The sequence below is a fragment of the Halorubrum sp. SD41 genome (genome assembly GCF_058630335.1).
In genome coordinates, this window is the sequence record NZ_JBZVGZ010000003.1 from 122,110 (window position 1) to 140,359 (window position 18,250).

Consider the following 18,250-nt stretch of genomic DNA (forward strand, 5'->3'; position numbering starts at 1 on the left):
CCCCTGCTTTTGTCGCGGTCGACCGAAACGCCGGACGTGTCTCGACACTCGCGCACCGCGTTCGGCACGGCTCGGCGCGTCGCCGACCTCGCGATCGACCGGCAGGTGACGTTCCTCGCGGCCGCCATCGCCTACTACGCGTTCGTCTCGCTCGTCCCCGCGCTCCTGCTGCTCGTCGTCGTCGCCACCGCCGTCTTCGGCGAGACTATCGCCGCGGAGCTGGTCGCGTCGACGGGCGAGTTCCTCACGCCGGCCGGCGAGGAGGCGGTCGTCGCCGCCGTCTCCTCCGCCGGCGGCCGGACCGGCGCGAGCCTGCTCGGGCTCGGCGTGCTGCTGTGGTCGACGCTGAAGGTGTTCCGCGGGCTCGACACGGCGTTCGTCTCCCTCTACGGCGGCGACGAGCCGCCGGGCTTCCTCAAGCAGGTCGCCGACGCCGCCTCTGTCGTCGTCGCCGTCGGCGTCGGCATCGGCGTGATGGTCGCCGTCGGCGCGTTCGTCGCGGCCGCGGACGTGCTTCCCCTGATCGAGGCGGCGAGCGTCCTCGCCCTCCCCCTCTTCCTCGCCGCCGTCTTCCTCCCCATGTACTACGTCCTCCCGCAGCCGTCGATCGGCGTCCGCGAGGCGCTGCCGGGCGCGGCGTTCGCGGCGGTCTGCTGGACGCTGCTCCAGGCCGGGTTTCAGGTGTACGCCGCGGGCGCCGCGCAGTACCAGGTGTACGGCGTCATCGGCGGGGTCCTCCTCCTGGTCACCTGGCTGTACCTCGCGGCCGTCGTCGTCGTCCTCGGCGGCGCGATCAACGTGGTGATCGCGGGGCGGGGCGACGACGGCGACGGTCTCCGGAACGGCGGGCCGGAGGGGCCCGTCACCCCCTCGGACGACGCCGCGGACCGGCAGTTACAACAGGACCGCGACCGACCCACGGGTATGAACGGCGAGTCGGATCCCGACGGGGACGACGGCGAGCGGCCGCGCGGCGCGCCGGACGTCGCCGCCCTCGAAGCGGAGGTCCGGGAGCTGCGGTCGCAGCTCGACGAGTTCGAGGACGACGTGGAACGCCGCACGGTCGACAAGCCCGAGGTCGAGTCGGAGCTGAAGCGGTACGTGCGCTCGCGGATGCGCCGCGGCCACGCCCGCGGCTGGGGGCCGTACCTCGTGTTGCTGTACGGCACCGTGCTGACGCTCGCGGCGCTGACCTCCCTTCAGGGGATCTACGCGATCGGCGCCATCGTCGTCCTCGGGCTCTCGACGCTCGGCCTGTACACGATCTTCGTCGTCGTCGGCATCGGCCTCAACCTGATCGAGACGCCCGGCAAGGCGCTCGACTACGCCCGCCGCCGCGGCGATGACTGACCGGGTGATCGACGCGTGACCGGACTCGTCTCCGCCGAGCGCGGGCTGGGCGAGACCGCGTTCGTCGACGCGCTCCCGGAGTTCGTCGTCGTCGTCTTCGCGGCCGTCACCCACCTCGCGGACCCGTGGTTCCTCTTCGCGCTGCTCGCGGTCGGCTACTGGTTCGCGAGCGAGGAGGTCGCGGGGTCGCCGCGCCGCGCCGGCGCGACGGCCATCGCGGCCGTCACCTGCGCGTACGCCGCGACGGCGCTCGGCAAGGCGTGGTTCGCGGTCCCCCGACCGCCCGGCGCGATGCCCCCCGCCGACGTCCCGACGTGGCTCCCCGCGCTCCTGTCCGGGTGGTACGAGGCGCAGGTGCTCTCCGACGGGTTCGGCTTCCCGAGCGGCCACGCCACCGGCGGCGCGGCCGCGTACCTCGCCGTGGCCCTGTTGTACGACCGGTTCTGGACGGACCGTGCCCGCTACGTCGCGGCCGCCGCGGTCGCGGTCGCCGTCGCGGCCTCGCGGGTGGTCATCGAGGTCCACTACCTCGTCGACGTGCTCGCGGGGCTGGCCGTCGGCGCGGGGACGGTCGCCGTCGCGCTGCGGCTCGCGGGCGACCCGCGCGTCCGTCGCTCGACGAGCACGGAGGAGACGGCGGCCGGCCCGACCGCCGCGCTGAACCCCGCCCCGGCGTTCCTGCTCGCGGCGGTCGTCTCGACCGGCGCGCTGGGCGTCGCCGTCGCGGGGGGACACACCGGCGAGGTGGTCGAGGCGGGAATCGGGATCGCCACCGGCGCCGGCGGCGCGGTCGGCTGGCGGCTCGTGGAGGGCGACGAGCCCGCGGTCCCGGTCCGCGTCGCGGTCCCCGCGCTCGCGGTCACCGGCGGGCTCTGGGTCGGCGCCTACGCGCTCGCCGGGACGCTCCCGGTGACGCTCGTCGCCACGACCGCCGCCGTGGTCGCCGTCGTCGCGCTGCCCGCGCTGCCGGAGCGGATCGAGGCGATGAACGGCGCCCCGAACTGAATCGTTCTCCGAGCGGTCGTCGCGGTTCCCTCCCGACCCCGCATCGTCGTCGACCGACGAACTGGGCGCTACGGGGCTTCGGAAAACCGAGAGAGGAGCGGCCGAATCAGTCGTCTTCGAGCGCCTGCGCGATGCGCTGGAGCTGCCGAGTCGCGTCGCGGACCTCGTCGCGGAGCTGGCGCACCTCGCGGACGAGCTCCTCGTTGCCGCCGTCGTCGCCGCGAGCGCCCTGCTCGCCCTGCGCCCCGGGGCCGCCGCCCATCCCGGGGGGGCCGCCCGCGCCGCCGGGACCCCCGCCGCCGCCCATCATGCCGGACATCATCTGCGCGAAGGGGTTGCCGCCGCCCCCGCCGCCCATCCCGGGCGGGCCGCCGCCGCCCATCATCTCCTCGGGTTCGGGTCGGTCGCCCTCCTCGCGCTCCTCTTCGCGTCGCTCGCGGATCTCCTCGACGCGCTCGCGGAAGGACTTCTCCTCGCCGTCGCCGTCGGCGGAATCGCCCTGTTCGCCGGCCTCGCCGTTCTCGGGGTCGGTGGCGTCGTCGTCTGCCATGCGCCACGATTCGGCGGCGCCGCCGAAAAGGGTTGTCGTGGCGCCCGCGACGGAGTGTTTATAAGTCGGGGGCGGGCGGCGGCCACCGGACGGAGCCGCGTCGGCCTCGCGACCGGGCAGCGGTCGGCCCCGCCGTCACTCGCGCACGAGGCGGTGGCAGTTCGGGCACTCCGCGGGCTCCCCGTCGCCGCCGGCCGCCGGGACGCGGTCGCCGCAGTTCGGACAGCGCGTCCGGGTGCGCGCGTACTCGGTGCGCGACCGGACGGCGGATCGGTCGGTGTCGTCCGTCATACCTAATTGTCAACGAATACCATACAAATAGCTTACCCGTGTATTCCTAAAACACGATTTAGGCCGCGAACGGGCCGAAGCGTCGTTCGCGCCGACTACTCGTGCCCGGAGACGCGGACCGGCTCGTACGGTTCCTCCAGCCACTCGACGTCCGAGTCGGAGAGGTCGACGTCGAGCGCCTCGACCGCGTCTTCGAGGTGTTCGACGCTCGTCGTGCCGACGATCGGCGCGTCGACCGAGTCCTTCTCGAACAGCCACGCAAGGGCGACCTGGGCCATCTTCACGCCCTTCTCGGCGGCGAGCTCCTCGACGCGCTCGTTGACCTCGCGCCCGCCGCCCTCGCGGTAGGGGTGCGCGTAGAGGTGCTCCTCCGTCTCGCCGCGGAGGGTGGCGTCCACCTCCTCGTGCGGGCGCGTCAGGTAGCCGCGCGCGAGCGGGCTCCACGGCATCACGCCGACCCCCTCCTTCTCGCAGAGCGGGAGCATCTCGCGCTCCTCCTCGCGGTACGCGAGGTTGTAGTGGTTCTGCATCGTCGCGAACCGCTCGTACCCCTCGCGCTCGCTGACGCGGAGCGACTCCGCGAACTGGTGGGCCCACATCGAGGAGGCGCCGACGTACCGCACGTCGCCGCGCCGGACCGCGTCGTCGAGCGCGGCGAGCGTCTCCTCGATCGGGGTGTCGTCGTCCCATCGATGGATCTGGTAGAGATCGATCGTGTCCATCCCCAGGCGATCGAGGGAGTTCGACAGCTCCTGTTCGATCGCCTTCCGCGAGAGCCCGCCCGAGTTCGGGTTCGACTCGTCCATCCGGAAGTACCCCTTCGTGGCGACGACGAACTCGTCGCGGTCGTACCCGTCGAGCGCCTCGCCGAGGACGCGCTCGCTCTCGCCGTTCGAGTACATGTTGGCGGTGTCGAAGAAGTTCACCCCGAGGTCGACCGCGCGCTCGACGAGCTCTTTCCCTTCCTCCTCGTCGAGGACCCACTCGCGCCAGTCGGAGTCCCCGAAGCTCATGCAGCCGAGACAGATCTTCGAGACGGTGGTGCCGGTGTTCCCGAGGGTCGTGTACTCCATACGTCGATCAGTTCGGGCCGAGACAAAAAGCTACGCGCGGCGGCGGGGATCGCAGGGTGAGACGGCTCGACCCGGAAATATCAGAGGTCCCGGAACGACGCCGTGTACACGAGGAACGCGCCGGTGAGGATGACGAACGCGAGGAAGGTGACGAGCGCGAGCACGTTCGCGACCGGCGCGAGCGGGGCGAGGAAGGGCTCGCCGGTCGAGTCGAGCACCAGCACTGCGAGGAGGGCGGCGATCAGGCCGAGCAGCCAGTTCGTGAGAATGTCGTCCATGGCTCGCCCGTCACGCGGGGGCGACAAAAAGCCGCGGATGCGGCGGCGACGCGCGGGAGAGCGGCGGCGGTCGGGAGCCGCGGCCGCGGGGGCGCCGCCGGAGCTATGGCGCTCGCACCCCTGATACGGGACGTGAGCGACCGGACCACTTGCTGGCTGCTCGGCGACCAGCTCAACCCCGACCTCGACGTCCTCGACGCGGCCGACGACGTGCTGCTGATCGAGGCGCACGGCTTCGCCGACCGGAAGCCGTACCACGCCCACAAGCTGACGCTCGTGTTCTCGGCGATGCGGCACTTCCGCGACGAACTCCGCGAGCGCGGCCGCGACGTGGCGTACGTGCGGGCGGAGTCGTTCGGCGAGGGCCTCGACGAGTTCTTCGCGGAGCGGGAGACGGAAACGGGCGGCCGGGACGGGGACGGCGACGCGGGCGATGACGACGGCCCGCGCTTGCGACTCATGCGCCCCGCGAGCCACGGCGCCGGCGAGCGGCTCCGCGAACTGGTCGCCGACCGCGGCGGGACCCTCGAACTCGTCGACAACGAGCTGTTCTGGACGACGCCGAGCGACTGGCGCGAGTGGGCCGGCGAGGGGGAGACGGAGATCGGCGCCGACGGCGCCGCCGACCGGACCTACCGACAGGAGAACTGGTACCGCCACGTCCGCCGCGAGACGGGGGTGTTGATGGACGGCGAGGAGCCGGTCGGCGGCGAGTGGAACTACGACGACCTGAACCAGGAGACCCCGCCGGACGACTGGGAGCCGCCCGGGCGGCCGAGGTTCGAGCCGGACGAGCTGACGCGCGGGACCCACGCGTGGGTCCGCGAGCGGTTCGATACGTGGGGGAACGACTCGCTCGACGGGTTCGCGTGGCCGGTCACCCGCGAGGGGGCGCGCGAGGCGCTCGACCGCTTCGTGCGCGCGGGGCTCCCGGCGTTCGGTCGGTATCAGGACGCGATGGTCGGCGGCGAGCCGTTCCTGTCGCACTCGCTGCTCTCGCCGGCGATCAACCTCGGGCTGCTCGACCCGCGCGAGCCCGTCAGGGCGGTCGAGCGCGCCTACGCGGAGCGCGGGGTCGAGCCGGGCGCGTACGACCCCGCCGAGCACGGCGAAGTCGGCGCGGGTGCGGAGGCGACCTCGCTCGACGAGTTCGGCGGCGACGAGTTTGACGGCGACGAGGCGGGCGACGGTGCCGGGGAGGAGACGGAAGCGGCGGCGGGCGAGGAGCCCGCCCCCGTCCCGCTCAACGCCGCGGAGGGGTTCGTCAGACAGGTGATCGGCTGGCGGGAGTTCGTGCGCCACGTCTACCGCGAGGCGATGCCGGAGCTGGCCGAGGCGAACCGGCTGGGACAGGAGCGCGACCTCCCGCCCGCCTACTGGGACGGCGACACCGACATGCGGTGTCTCTCGGAGGCGGTCGGCCACGTCCGCGAGTACGGCTACGCCCACCACATCGAGCGGCTGATGGTGTTGTCGAACTTCGCGCTGGTGTACGGCGCCGACCCGGCCGAGCTGAACGAGTGGTTCCACCTCGGCTTCGTCGACGCGTACCACTGGGTGACGACGCCGAACGTCGTCGCCATGGGGTCGTTCGGCACGGACGTGCTCTCCTCGAAGCCGTACGCCTCCTCGGGGAGCTACGTCAACCGGATGAGCGACCACTGCGCGGACTGCCGGTACGCCGTCTCGCGGACCACGGGCGAGGGCGCTTGCCCGTTCAACGCGCTCTACTGGGACTTCTTAAAGGAGAACGAGGAGACGCTGCGGGGCACCGGCCGGATGGGACTGATGTACTCGCACGTCGACGACAAGGACGACGCGGAGTGGGAGTCGATCCGCGAGCGCGCGGCGCAGGTCCGCGAGCTGGCGGCCGAGGGGAGTTTATAGGCGCTACTCGCCGCCCGCGAGCCGGCGCAGCCGCGGGAGCGCCTGCTCGTAGCCCAGCCCGACGACCCCGACGTACAGCGCGAGCAGCCCCATGCCGACGGCCCAGGCGCCGAGGACGAGGTCGCCGCCCGAGACCGCGGAGAGTCCGAAGCGTTCGAGGACGACGCCGACCGCGGCGGCCGCGCCGGCGCCGAGGGTGACGGCGAGGAGTTCGACGAGTTCGACCGCGACGGCGGGTACTTCGACCATATCGGAGGGGAACGGTCGGCGATTATGACTCTTTCGGGAGAACGGTGAACGGCGGGCGGGCGTCGACGACGGCCGAGGCGCCCGGGTCGCGTGCGGTCACTTCAGCCCGAACGACCGCATGGCGGTGTCGACGAGCCCCTTCGCGATCAGCGCGAGGCCGGCGATCAGCAGCATCACCGCGCCGGCGATGACGGGGTCGCGAACGGTGATGATGCCGACCGCGACGAAGACGACGAGGACGCCGACGATCCCTTCGACTCCCAGTGTGTCGCGCATGTCGTCGGGTGGCCGTCGGTCGGGCTTAAAACGGAGGGATATCGGCGGCGGAGAGCGGCCCTTTTATTTCCAAGAGCGCGTATCACCGCGTACGCATGAGCAACGGAGACGGCGGCGGTCAGGACGACCTCCGGATGCCCGACGACGACGAGGTGTTCGCGGAGGTCGTCGAGATGCTCGGCGCGAACCGCGTCAAGGTGCGCTGTGCGGACGGGAAACAGCGGACCGCGCGCATCCCCGGCCGGATGCAAAAGCGGGTGTGGATCCGCGAAGACGACATCGTCCTCGTCGAGCCGTGGGACTGGCAGGACGAGAAGGCCGACATCTCGTGGCGCTACGAGAAGAGCGAGGCGGAACGGCTCCGCGAGGAAGGCCACTTACAATAACTCGGTAGGCGTGGATCGACGTGAGACGTCGCGGGAGTTCCGGCCGCTTATTTATAAATATCTGACTGCGGGCTGGTAGTGACCGTCATCAAAGCCCCGGCCGCCCGTTTTTAAACCGTTGCTGGCGGATCGAGGGCGAACACCGCCAAAGCTTCGGCCGCTCACTTATAAATAGCTGACAGTAGATCGACGGCGAACACCGCCAAAGCCCCAGTCGCGAGGGCTCGGTGCGCTCGCTGCGGTCCTCGTCGCTCGCTCCGCTCGCTCCTGCGGTCCTTACGTCGCGCGCCTTCGCCCTCGCGACTGCCCCTTTGAGTCCCGCCCCGCCCCGCAACCGCGCCTCACGCCTCCCCAACCTCGTCGGGCGCGTCCTTCGGGCTCCCTTCGGTCGCCCTCGGAGCGCCCGACTCCCTCGCGCGTGCTCCTCGCGCCCAAGGGCGCTCGGAGGCGCGCGCCACCGCATCTCGTATCGCGTTGGTGTCGCTGCCGTCGCACCGCTCGCGCGGTTTTTAAGTCCGAACGGCGCCCAGTAATGCTATGCTCCGGCTCGCGATGACGACCGACGCGGAGACGTTCGAGCGCGTGCGCGAGCCGCTCGCGGACCGCGGCATCGAGGTCGACCACGTGCGGGCGAAAGAGCGGTCGCTCCGGGTTTCGGACGGTGAAGGCGACGCTTCGCCGGCGGCCGACCTCGGGGAGTTCGCGGGATTCGACGCCGGCCTCGTCTACCCCACCCGCCTGATGGAGGGTGCGGTCGTCGACGAGCGCCTCGGCGTCCCGTGGGTGAACGGCCGCGACGCGGTCGTCGCCTCGCGCAACAAGGCGGGCGTGCTGGCGCGGCTGTCGGCCGCCGGGCTCTCGACGCCGAAGACGACGCTCGTGTCGAACCCCGTCGACGAGTCGGTCGTCGTCGACGCCGCGAGCGAGTTCTCTTACCCCGTCGTCGTGAAGCCGAACTCCGCGACCCGCGGCGTCGGCGTCGCGACCGCGACCGACCTCGACTCGCTTTTGGGCGTCGTCGACTACCTGAACCTGATCCACGACTACCGCGCCACCGGCGACAAGTCGTTCCTGATCCAGGAGTACCTGCCCGACGCGCGCGACTACCGCGCGATGGTCGTCGACGGCGCGTACGCCGGCGCGGTCGAGCGCGTCCTCGACGACGACGCGCTCGCCGCGGGCCGGTGGAAGCACAACGTCCACCGCGGCGCGACGGCCGAGGGGGTCGAGTTGGACCCCGCGGCGCGCGAGCTCGCGGAGCGCGCGGCCGAGACGCTCGGAATCGACTACCTCGGCGTCGACCTGCTCGCGACGGACGACCGGCTCGTCGTCAACGAGACGAACGCGCGCCCGACGGTCGACGCCGCGACGAAGTACGCGGACGACTTCTACGACCGGTTCGCGGCGCTGATCCGTCGGACGGCAGAAACAGCATAAAAACGGGCGATCGGCTCAGACCAGGTCGATCGAGGCGCTGTCCTCGTCGCGGTCGAACGAGACCTCCAAGACGCCGTTGTTGAACGTCGCGTCCGCGGAGTGCTCGTCGACGGGCGCGGGGAGTTCGACCGTCTCGTCGTACTCGCGCCGGTCGGAGACGGCCGAGATGGTGAGCGCGTCGCCGTCGCAGCGCAGCGAGAGGTCCTCCTTCTCGACGGCGGGGAGGTCGGCGACGAGACGCACCGACTCCTCCGTGGTGTACGCGTCGACGTGGGTGTCGGAGCCGAACCCCGCGTCGTCGGCCGACTGCGCGTCCGCGTTGGCCATCTCGTTCATCATCCGCTCGATCTCCTCGAAGAAGTCTCCGAACGGATCGTCGCGGTCGTCTCTGTCCATACCTCCCGTGAGGTCGCTGACTCCGATAAGCCTTCTGTCGGTCGCCGTTTCGGCCGCTACCCGCCCCGCGACGAGCGGGCAACGAGCAGCGACGAGCGGGCAACGAGCAGCGACGAGTGGGCAACGAGCAGCGACGAGTGGGCAACGAGCAGCGACGAGCGGGCGACGAGCGGGCGACGAGCGGGCGACGAGCGGGCGACGAGCAGCGACGAGCGACGCGAACCCGCCGAGACCGACCGAGATCGCCGAGACCGACCGAGATCGCCGAGACCGACCGAGATCGCCGAGACCGACCGAGATCGCCGAGACCGACCGTAACAAATTCGAACGATTATGACGGTCTCGGCGCGACTGGGCCGGATTTAAGTAGTTGCGGGTCGCTTTTTTCGAACATGAGTAAATCGTATCTGGCTGCCGGCGACGACGTGAGCGACGACGAGGTCGTGCGGGTGGGGCTCAACGGCTTCGGTCGCATCGGGCGCAACGTGTTCCGCGCGGTGTTGGAGAGTCCGCGGATCGAGCTCGTCGGGATCAACGACGTGATGGACTTCGACGACATGGGGTACCTCGCGAAGTACGACACCGTCATGGGCCGGCTTGACGGCGTCGAGCGCGACGGCGACGAGCTGACGATCGGCGGCACCTCGGTCCCGCTGTTCAACGTTCAGGACCCCGCGGACCTCCCGTGGGACGAGCTCGACGTCGACGTCGCCTTGGAGTGTACGGGCATCTTCCGCACCCGCGACGACGCGAGCGCGCACCTCGACGGCGGCGCCGACACCGTGATCATCTCGGCGCCCCCGAAGGGCGACAAGCCGGTCAAGCAGCTCGTCTACGGCGTCAACCACGACGAGTACGAGGGCGACGACGTCGTCTCGAACGCCTCCTGCACCACGAACTCCATCACTCCGGTCGCGAAGGTACTGGACGACGAGTTCGGCATCGACGCCGGCACCCTCACCACCGTCCACGCCTACACCGGCTCCCAGAGCCTCATCGACGGCCCGATGGGTAAGCGCCGCCGCGGCCGCGCGGCCGCCGAGAACATCGTCCCCACCTCGACCGGCGCCGCGGGCGCCGCCCAGGAGGTCCTCCCGCAGCTTGAGGGGAAGATCGACGGGATGGCGATGCGCGTGCCGGTCCCGACCGGCTCCATCACCGAGTTCGTCGTCAGCCTCGACGAGGACGTCACCGAGGAGGAGGTCAACGCCGCCTTCCGTGACGCCGCCGACTCCGGCCCGCTCGCGGGCGTCCTCGGCTACACCGACGACGAGGTCGTCTCCTCTGACATCGTCGGGCTCCCCTTCTCCAGCTACGTCGACCTCCAGTCGACGAACGTCATCGCCGGCGGGAAGCTGCTGAAGATCCTCACCTGGTACGACAACGAGTACGGCTTCTCGAACCGGATGCTCGACATGGCCGCGTACGTTCAGGACGAGGCCTGAACGCCCGACCGCGGTTGAAGAGCGAGGCCCGACACCCGGGCGGTAACGTTCCCCCGGAGGACAACCGCTTAAATACCTCATCGACGACCACTCACTCATGCCCACGTTCGACACCATCGACGACCTCCCGGCCGACTCGCGCGTCCTCGTCCGACTGGACCTCAACTCCCCGATCGAGAACGGCGAACCGCAGGACAACCGCCGCTTCGAGCGCCACGCGGAGACCGTCCGCGAACTGGCCGACGCCGGCCACCGCGTCGTGCTCATGGCCCACCAGGGACGCCCCGGCCGCGACGACTTCACCTCGCTCGCCGGCCACGCGGAGATCCTCGCCGACCACGTCGGCCGCGACGTGGCGTTCGTCGCGGACACGTACGGCGGCGAGGCGCTGGACGCCATCGACGCGCTCGGCGCGGGCGAAATCCTCCTCTTGGAGAACACCCGGATGTGCGACGACGAACTCCCCGAGGAGTCCCCCGAGGAGAAGGCGGAGACGGAGTTCGTCGAGACGCTCGCGCCGCGCTTCGACGCGTACGTCAACGACGCCTACTCGGCGGCGCATCGGAAACACGCCTCGCTGGTCGGCTTCCCGCTCGTCCTTCCCGCGTACGCGGGCCGCGTGATGGAGACGGAGTACGAGGCCAACACCGCCATCGCGACCCGCGAGTTCGACGGGCCCGTCACCATGGTCGTCGGCGGGACGAAGGCGACCGACGTGATCGGCGTGATGGACGCCTTAGACGACAAGGTGGACCGCTTCCTCCTCGGCGGCGTCGCGGGGGAACTGTTCCTGCGCGCCGCGGGCCACCCGGTCGGTCGCGACGTGGGAGAGATGGACCTGTTCGACGAGCAGTGGGAAGAGAACCGCGAGCTGATCGAGTCGGTCCTCGACGAGCGCGGCGACGCGGTCCGCCTCGCGGGCGACCTCGCGTACGAGGGCCCCGACGGCGAGCGCGCCGAGGTCGAAGTCGACGACATCGAGGAGAAGGCGACGGGGTACCTCGACGTGGGCTCGGCGACGGTCGCAGACTACGAGCCCGCGATCCGCGAGTCCGACGCCGTCTTCGTGAAGGGCGCGCTCGGCGTCTTCGAGGACGAGCGGTTCGCCGACGGCACGGTCGGCGTCCTCGAAGCGATCGCCGAGACCGACTGCTTCTCCGTCGTCGGCGGCGGCGACACCTCCCGGGCCATCGAGATGTACGGGCTGAGCGAGAACGACTTCTCGCACGTCTCCATCGCGGGCGGGGCGTACATCCGCGCGCTGACCGGCGAGCCGCTCCCGGCGGTAGAGGTCTTGGAGGCGGCGACGAAGCGGCAGTAGAAGGGCGGATCGGCCTCCGAGCGGGGTGGGCGTTCGATTCGATCCGGGCGATCGGGCTACTCTTCGACGTCGAGGTCGAACTGCTCGTTCTCCGTGACCGCGTTGAGGACGACGCTCGTGTTCGACTCGCGGATGTCCGCGTCCGTGAGGATCGACTTGATCTGGTCGTTCATCCCGTCCGTGTCGGTGAACTTCCCGATGGCGATCACGTCGTAGTCGCCGGTGACCTCGTAGACGCTCACCATCTGTTTCTCCTGGCGCAGCTTCTCCGTGACGTCCGGCAGCGCGCTCCCCTCCACTTTGAGCTGGAGCACGGCCGTCACGTCGTAGCCGAGCTTGTCGTAGTCGACGACGGGGGTGTACCCCCGAATCACGCCCTCCTCTTCGAGGTCGCGGAGGTGGTTCGAAACGGTCGTCACCGAGACGTCGAGCTCGTCGCCCAGGCTCCGGAGACTCGCGCGGCCGTTGCTGAGCAGCGAGTTGATAAGCTTCGCGTCGAGGTTTTCGTACGTCATCACACCGATCCACGCTTTCGGGGGTTTAGAATTTTACGAACGTCCAGCAGTTTTGCCTGTCCGGCGGTTCATGCGCCAAGCGATAAGGCCTTTATACTGGCAGATAACGAATCAAGCGTCCAGAACATGACGGACGAACACGCGAAACCGGACGGCGGCCTCACGGCCAAAGAACAGGCGGTACTCGACGAGATCGAAGAACAGAACGTCGATTTCCTGCGGCTCCAGTTCACCGACATTCTCGGTGTCGTGAAGAACGTCTCCGTCCCCGCCCACCAGGCGGAGAAGGCGTTCACCGAGGGAATCTACTTCGACGGCTCCTCCATCGAGGGGTTCGTGCGCATTCAGGAGTCGGACATGCGGCTCGTCCCCGACCCCGACACGTTCGCGGTGCTCCCGTGGCGCAGCGACGGTGACGGCGACAGCGGCGCCGCGCGGCTCATCTGTGACATCGTCGACACCGACGGCGAACCGTTCGCCGGCGGTCCGCGTCAGGTCCTCAAGAGCGTCCTCGCAGAAGCCGAGGAGATGGGCTACTCCGTCTCCATCGGTCCCGAGCCGGAGTTCTTCCTGTTCGAGAAGGACGACGACGGCAACGCGACGACGATCCCGCACGACAACGGCGGCTACTTCGACCTCGCTCCCAAGGACCTCGCGTCCGACGTGCGCAAGGAGATCATCTTCACCCTCGAAGAGATGGGCTTCGAGATCGAGGCCTCGCACCACGAGGTCGCCGAGGGCCAACACGAGATCAACTTCAAGTACGACGACGCGCTCACGACCGCGGACAACATCGCGACGTTCCGCGCCGTCGTCCGCGCGGTCGCCGAGCAGCACGACCTCCACGCGACGTTCATGCCCAAGCCGATCGCCGACATCAACGGCTCGGGCATGCACAGCCACATCTCGCTGTTCGACGAGGACGGCAACGCCTTCGCCGACGACGACGACGAGTTCAACCTCAGCGAGACCGCCTACCAGTTCATGGGCGGTATCCTGAACCACGCGCCCGCGTTCACGGCCGTCACCAACCCGACCGTGAACTCCTACAAGCGCCTGGTGCCCGGTTACGAGGCGCCCATCTACGTCGCGTGGTCCGACACGAACCGCTCGGCGCTCGTCCGCGTGCCCGACGCCGCGGGCGTCTCCGCGCGCTTCGAGGTCCGCAGCCCTGACCCGTCCTGTAACCCCTACCTCGGCATGGCGTCGCTCATCGCCGCCGGCCTCGACGGGATCAAGACCGAGGCGGACCCCGGCGACCCGGTCCGCGAGGACATCTACGAGTTCGACGACGAGAAGCGCGAGGAGTACGGCATCGAGACGCTCCCGCCGAACCTCGGCGCCGCCGTCGAGGAGCTCGAGGCGGACGAGGTGCTGCAGGACGCGCTCGGCCCCCACACCTCCGAGAAGTTCGCCGAGGCGAAGTCCCAGGAGTTCAGCGAGTACCTCACCCAGGTGTCGCAGTGGGAGGAGGACCGCTACCTAGAGACCTTCTGAGGCGACGGCGCGGCCCAACGTTTCGACTTCTTTCGGTCTCTCTCGGCTTTCTCGTGCCGTCCGGTTTCGCTTCGTCGAGCGTTTTTCGAGCGGGAGCGGTTCGTCCCCCGGCGAGCGCGTGAACCCGACGAGCGATCGATTACGGGAGTAGGTGTAGTACGTTGTGGGTGGGACCGTTTATAAGATGGATCGCGGTGTTGCTGTCGGCTGTTTATAAATGGTTGAGGCTGGTGGGGTGACAACCGTCAAAGCCCCAGTCGCGAGGCGGCAGCACGCTCGCTGCGCTCCTCACTCGGTCGCTACAGCTCCCTCGTTGCGGTGCTTACGTCGCCTGCGGCCGCCTCGCGACTGCCCCTTTGAGTCCCACCCCGACCGCCCAGCACCGCAGCCTCACGCCTCCCCAACCTCGTCAGTCGCCTCCGCTTCGCTCCGGCGACTGACTCCCTCGCGGGCTGGCTCGCGGCCGCCGGTGGCGGCCGCTCGCAGGCGCGCCACCGCCTACCATTTATAAGCCCCCGTCGCCGTCGTTCATCGCCTTTTAAATATGCTCCCGCCACCGCCGATCTACGATACTCACTCCCGGTATCGATCGCGTTCGTACGAACCGCAAAAAAACCGCGCCGCAAGCGCTTTTACCGTCAGTTCGGCCCGTCTAACACTCCGACCAGCCGCACGACTCGCACGTCTTGCAGCCCTCGGAGTAGTAGAGGTTCATGCCGCCGCACTCGGGGCACTCGGGCGACTCGCCCGCCGCGATGAGCTCCTGGGTCGAGTCGTCGGCGCCGGCGGCGTCGTCGGCCGCCGTCGGCTCGGACCCGCTCGGAGCCTCGGTCGCCGCGCCGGCGTCGACCGCGCCGCCGTCGGTCTGACTCGGGCGGCCCGGGCCCGACGCGGACTCCTCGACGTCGTCGAGGCTCTGCTGTTGGGGGATCCCCTTGTCGACGTCGTCGTCGAGGTAGCGCCGGAGCGCGGTGCCGATCGCGTCGGGGATCGACTGGATCTGCTCGCCCTTGTCCCAGGCGACCTTCGGGCTCCGGGTGCCCTGGAGCTCGTCGACGATCTCCTCGGGGTCGACGCCGGAGCGGAGCGCCGTCGAGATGACCTTCGCGAGCGCCTCCGTGAAGGAGTTGGTGTAGCCGCCGGAGTGGCCGATGTTCGCGAACAGCTCGAACGGCAGCCCGTTCTCGTCCTCGTTGATGGTGACGTACAGCTTGCCGTAGCCCGTCTCGACGCGCTGCGTGACGCCGTTCAGTGAGTCGGGACGCGGGCTGCGCTCGCTGTAGTCGATCCGGGGCTGCTCCGTCGTTTCGAGCAGGTCCGAGATCTCCGCGTCGATCGCGGCCTGAACGTCCTCGTTGTCGAGGAACGCCTCGACGCCGCCGAACACCTCGGAGATCTGCTCGACGATCGTCTCGGCCGCCTCGCTCTCGTCGGCGAACTCGGTGTTCTGCGCGCGCGTCGTGAGCACCTGCTTCGAGCGGGTGCCGTCGCGGTAGTAGGTGACGCCCTTCCCGCCGTTCTCGTAGATGTACTCGAAGACCTCCTTGGCGTCGCCGAGCGTGGAGTCGTTCGGCGCGTTCACGGTCTTCGAGATGGCGGAGTCGACGCCCTTCTGACAGGCGACCTGGACGCCGGCGTGGTCCTTCGCCGAGAGGTCGCCGGTGACGACGAACAGCTCGCCGATCGCGTTCGGCACGGTGTCGAGCCCCTCGACGCCGTCGAACTCGTTGGTCGCCATCTGCTCTTGAGCCTCCTGCTTGACGGCGTCGACGTCGACGTCGTTGGCCTCTAGCGTGCGCAGGAAGTAGTCGTCGAACTCGACGAGCATCTCGTCGCCCTGGACGTCGTCGGAGACGTTCTTGTAGTAGGCGACGTTGTAGATGGGCTCGCAGCCGCCGGTCGTGTTGCCGATCATCGACGTCGTGCCCGTGGGCGCGATCGTCGTCGTGTTGTGGTTGCGGATCGGGAAGCCGTCCGCCCACTCGTCGGCGTCGAGCCCGGTGTAGTGCTCGAACCAGTCGCGGTGCTCGGTCGGGTTCGCGTACTTCGAGTCCTCCCAGTCGTTGAACGTGCCGCGTTCCTCGGCGAGCTCGTGGGAGGCGAGCTTCGACTCGTGGTTGATGTGGGTCATCAGCTGCCGGGCGATCTCGTTGCCCGACTCGGAGCCGTAGCGGACGCCGAGCTGGACGTACAGCTGCGCGAGCCCCATGATTCCGAGCCCGATCTTCCGCATGTCCCGGACCTTCTCTTCGATCTCCGGGACCGGGAAGTCGGACATCGTGACGACGTTCTCGAGGAAGCGGGTGCCGTACGCGATCCGCTCTTCGAACTCCTCGAAGTCGATCGCCTCGTCTAAGAACGCCTCGACCGCGGCCGCCTCGGAGTCGTACTCGTCGGCGTGCTCGTCCGACCAGACGCGCCAGTCGGGCGCGTCGAGGTCCGCGAGCGTCGAGAGGTTGATGTGGCCGAGGTTACAGGCCTCGTACTCCTCGAGGGGCTGTTCTCCGCAGGGGTTTGTTGCGAGTATTCTATGGCTTGGATTTTCTTCTACATCGAACGAATGTTCCTTGTTGATGCGCTCCAAGTAAACGACCCCGGGCTCCCCGTTCTCGTGGGCGCCCTCGATCATGTGGTCCCAGATCTCGGCGGCCGGGACGGAGAGCTCCTCGCCGACCTCGACGTGTTCGCCGAGGCCGAACATGTCGTAGAGCTCCTTCGTCTCGGGGGTGGCGACGTGGGGCTCCTCCGTGCGCGGGTTGGTGAAGGTGAACTCCTCGTCGTTCTCCAGCGCCGCCATGAAGTCGTCCGTGACGCCGACGCTGATGTTGAAGTTCGAGAGGTGGCCCTCCACCGCGTTCCGGAGGTGTTCGGGCACCTTCCCGTCCTCGTCGATGAGGTCGCGGGCCTCCTCCAACGCGTCCGCGAAGGAGTTGTGCGTGAAGTCGTCGGGGTCGTTGAGCCGCAGCGAGTGGGCCAGGGAGACGTCCTTGTTCTTCGCGTGGATGAACTGGATGACGTCCGGGTGCGAGATGCGCATGACGCCCATCTGGGCGCCGCGGCGCGCGCCGCCCTGCGCGATCGTCTCGCACATCTGGTCGAACGTCCGCATGAACGTGATCGGCCCGGAGGCGATGCCGCCGGTGGAGCCGACCGCGTCGCCGTACGGGCGGAGCTTCCAGAACGCGTACCCCATGCCGCCGCCGGACTGGAACACCTCGGCCGCCTCCTTGGCGGTCTGGTGGATGTCGGTGATGTCGTCGCCCGGCGAGTCGACGAAACAGGCGGAGAGCTGCTGGAGCTCGTCGCCCGCGTTCATCAGCGTCGGGGAGTTCGGCATGAAGGAGAGCGACTCCATCCCCTGCCGGAACGTCTCGGCGGTCGCCTCGACGTGGTCGCGAACGCCCTCGGGCAGCTCGGGGACGACCGTCTCGTACGCGAACTTGTTGACGTTGTGAGCGGTGAGCGTCGTCTCCGCGTCGTCCTCGGCGGTCGTACCCGCGCCGAAGACCTCCTCGGCGAGCTCGTCGCGCCGCGGGTGATCGGGCTTCAGCTGGTCGGGCGTGACGGTGACCTCGACGCCCTGCTTTTCGGCCTCGAAGACGGCCTCCGCGAGCGCGACGTTGCGCGCGACGCGGTCGAACAGCTCCTCCTGGTCCTCGATCGGTTCGCCGTCCGCGTTCTTCCGGAGGTAGCGCGCGGGCAGGATGTTCCCGTAGGCGTTGCCCGTGAGGCGCTCCTCCATGGTGTCGCCCGTGGTTCGTTTGATCGGCAGTTCGACTCCGTCGGCGGAGACGCCGTCGCTGCTCATTCGGCGGCCACCCCGCTGGCTTGGCGTGGGATATGGATCATCTGTAGTGTTGGTGTACTGGCGAGGCGGGCCCTTGTAGGTTCGGATGTTCGGACCCGTCCGGCATCTACATGTCCGATTCGGTATGTAACGTCGGTCCGGGGCGTCTGACGCTGAATCCGGTACGTCGGTACGGAAGGGACTCCGGACACATAAGCGTAGGTAGACCGGAGTGAAACTGAACACTGACCGAACAAAACGGAAGACCGAAGCGGCCTCCCACCGGAACAGAAGGGGGGTTGCTCGGCGGTGGTTCCGGCGGCGGCGCCGGGTGCTCGCGTCCCTGTGGCGCGCGTTCGGACGAGTTCGCATCCGAATTCGACGCGAGTTTGCCGGACACCTATCAGAATTCGTACCCGGAGCGTCCATCGGCGGTGTTCAGATAAGGATTGAAAGGTGAGGCGGTACGTTTTCAAAGTGATTCATGCCCGAAAACGACCGCCTCAG

Annotated in this window: 17 protein-coding genes; 8 read left to right on the forward strand and 9 right to left on the reverse strand. The window is 69.0% G+C overall.

Going from position 1 to position 18,250, the window contains the following annotated elements; genetic code table 11:
• Positions 1-36 precede the first annotated feature (36 nt).
• Positions 37-1,350: a YihY/virulence factor BrkB family protein gene (locus AC4NMM_RS02085; RefSeq protein ID WP_096394506.1), complete on the forward strand. Its 1,314-nt coding sequence runs from the start codon at positions 37-39 to the stop codon at positions 1,348-1,350.
• A 15-nt stretch (positions 1,351-1,365) separates the two neighbouring features.
• Positions 1,366-2,355: a phosphatase PAP2 family protein gene (locus AC4NMM_RS02090; protein WP_096394507.1), complete on the forward strand. Its 990-nt coding sequence runs from the start codon at positions 1,366-1,368 to the stop codon at positions 2,353-2,355.
• 106 nt (positions 2,356-2,461) lie between these two features.
• Here the strand turns inward: AC4NMM_RS02090 and AC4NMM_RS02095 are convergent, their stop codons facing one another.
• From AC4NMM_RS02095 to AC4NMM_RS02110, 4 genes are all read right to left on the reverse strand, one after another.
• Positions 2,462-2,905: a hypothetical protein gene (locus AC4NMM_RS02095; protein WP_096394508.1), complete on the reverse strand. Its 444-nt coding sequence runs from the start codon at positions 2,903-2,905 to the stop codon at positions 2,462-2,464.
• Positions 2,906-3,040: 135 nt separating this feature from the next.
• Positions 3,041-3,196, reverse strand: coding sequence for a hypothetical protein (locus AC4NMM_RS02100; RefSeq protein WP_491923409.1), 156 nt, complete (start codon positions 3,194-3,196; stop codon positions 3,041-3,043).
• A 95-nt stretch (positions 3,197-3,291) separates the two neighbouring features.
• On the reverse strand, positions 3,292-4,269 hold the full coding sequence (locus AC4NMM_RS02105; protein ID WP_096394509.1) for an aldo/keto reductase: 978 nt from the start codon (positions 4,267-4,269) through the stop codon (positions 3,292-3,294).
• 80 nt (positions 4,270-4,349) lie between these two features.
• Positions 4,350-4,547: a hypothetical protein gene (locus AC4NMM_RS02110; protein ID WP_092919919.1), complete on the reverse strand. Its 198-nt coding sequence runs from the start codon at positions 4,545-4,547 to the stop codon at positions 4,350-4,352.
• A 132-nt stretch (positions 4,548-4,679) separates the two neighbouring features.
• On the opposite strand from AC4NMM_RS02110, the gene AC4NMM_RS02115 reads away from it, so the two are divergent.
• Entirely contained in the window at positions 4,680-6,434 is a 1,755-nt protein-coding gene (locus tag AC4NMM_RS02115) for a cryptochrome/photolyase family protein (RefSeq protein WP_491923415.1), read from the forward strand.
• A gap of 3 nt (positions 6,435-6,437) precedes the next feature.
• Here the strand turns inward: AC4NMM_RS02115 and AC4NMM_RS02120 are convergent, their stop codons facing one another.
• The gene (locus tag AC4NMM_RS02120) at positions 6,438-6,683 is read right to left on the reverse strand and encodes a DUF8151 family protein (RefSeq protein ID WP_096394511.1); all 246 of its coding nucleotides are present in this window, start codon (positions 6,681-6,683) and stop codon (positions 6,438-6,440) included.
• Positions 6,684-6,779: 96 nt separating this feature from the next.
• On the reverse strand, positions 6,780-6,959 hold the full coding sequence (locus AC4NMM_RS02125) for a DUF7470 family protein (RefSeq protein WP_096394512.1): 180 nt from the start codon (positions 6,957-6,959) through the stop codon (positions 6,780-6,782).
• A gap of 95 nt (positions 6,960-7,054) precedes the next feature.
• Here AC4NMM_RS02125 and eif1A point away from each other — a divergent pair, with 95 nt between their 5' ends.
• Together eif1A and AC4NMM_RS02135 are read left to right on the forward strand one after the other, a co-directional pair.
• Positions 7,055-7,345: a translation initiation factor eIF-1A gene (gene eif1A / locus AC4NMM_RS02130; RefSeq protein ID WP_096394516.1), complete on the forward strand. Its 291-nt coding sequence runs from the start codon at positions 7,055-7,057 to the stop codon at positions 7,343-7,345.
• 537 nt (positions 7,346-7,882) lie between these two features.
• Positions 7,883-8,782, forward strand: coding sequence for an ATP-grasp domain-containing protein (locus tag AC4NMM_RS02135; protein WP_491923410.1), 900 nt, complete (start codon positions 7,883-7,885; stop codon positions 8,780-8,782).
• 15 nt (positions 8,783-8,797) lie between these two features.
• On the opposite strand, the gene AC4NMM_RS02140 is transcribed toward AC4NMM_RS02135, so the two are convergent.
• Positions 8,798-9,178, reverse strand: a complete 381-nt coding sequence (locus AC4NMM_RS02140) for an Hsp20/alpha crystallin family protein (protein ID WP_096394520.1) — start codon at positions 9,176-9,178, stop codon at positions 8,798-8,800.
• 392 nt (positions 9,179-9,570) lie between these two features.
• Between AC4NMM_RS02140 and gap the strand changes: the two genes are divergently transcribed.
• Positions 9,571-10,623, forward strand: a complete 1,053-nt coding sequence (gap, locus tag AC4NMM_RS02145; RefSeq protein WP_491923411.1) for a type I glyceraldehyde-3-phosphate dehydrogenase — start codon at positions 9,571-9,573, stop codon at positions 10,621-10,623.
• A 97-nt stretch (positions 10,624-10,720) separates the two neighbouring features.
• Entirely contained in the window at positions 10,721-11,944 is a 1,224-nt protein-coding gene (locus AC4NMM_RS02150; RefSeq protein ID WP_491923412.1) for a phosphoglycerate kinase, read from the forward strand.
• A gap of 56 nt (positions 11,945-12,000) precedes the next feature.
• Here AC4NMM_RS02150 and lrp read toward each other — a convergent pair whose 3' ends face one another.
• Complete coding sequence (gene lrp / locus AC4NMM_RS02155; RefSeq protein WP_004597351.1) at positions 12,001-12,459, reverse strand: HTH-type transcriptional regulator Lrp; 459 nt, start codon at positions 12,457-12,459, stop codon at positions 12,001-12,003.
• Positions 12,460-12,585: 126 nt separating this feature from the next.
• Here lrp and glnA point away from each other — a divergent pair, with 126 nt between their 5' ends.
• On the forward strand, positions 12,586-13,956 hold the full coding sequence (glnA, locus tag AC4NMM_RS02160; RefSeq protein WP_096394526.1) for a type I glutamate--ammonia ligase: 1,371 nt from the start codon (positions 12,586-12,588) through the stop codon (positions 13,954-13,956).
• A gap of 652 nt (positions 13,957-14,608) precedes the next feature.
• Here the strand turns inward: glnA and AC4NMM_RS02165 are convergent.
• Complete coding sequence (locus tag AC4NMM_RS02165; RefSeq protein WP_491923413.1) at positions 14,609-17,764, reverse strand: adenosylcobalamin-dependent ribonucleoside-diphosphate reductase; 3,156 nt, start codon at positions 17,762-17,764, stop codon at positions 14,609-14,611.
• Between the last annotated feature and the right edge of the window lie 486 nt (positions 17,765-18,250).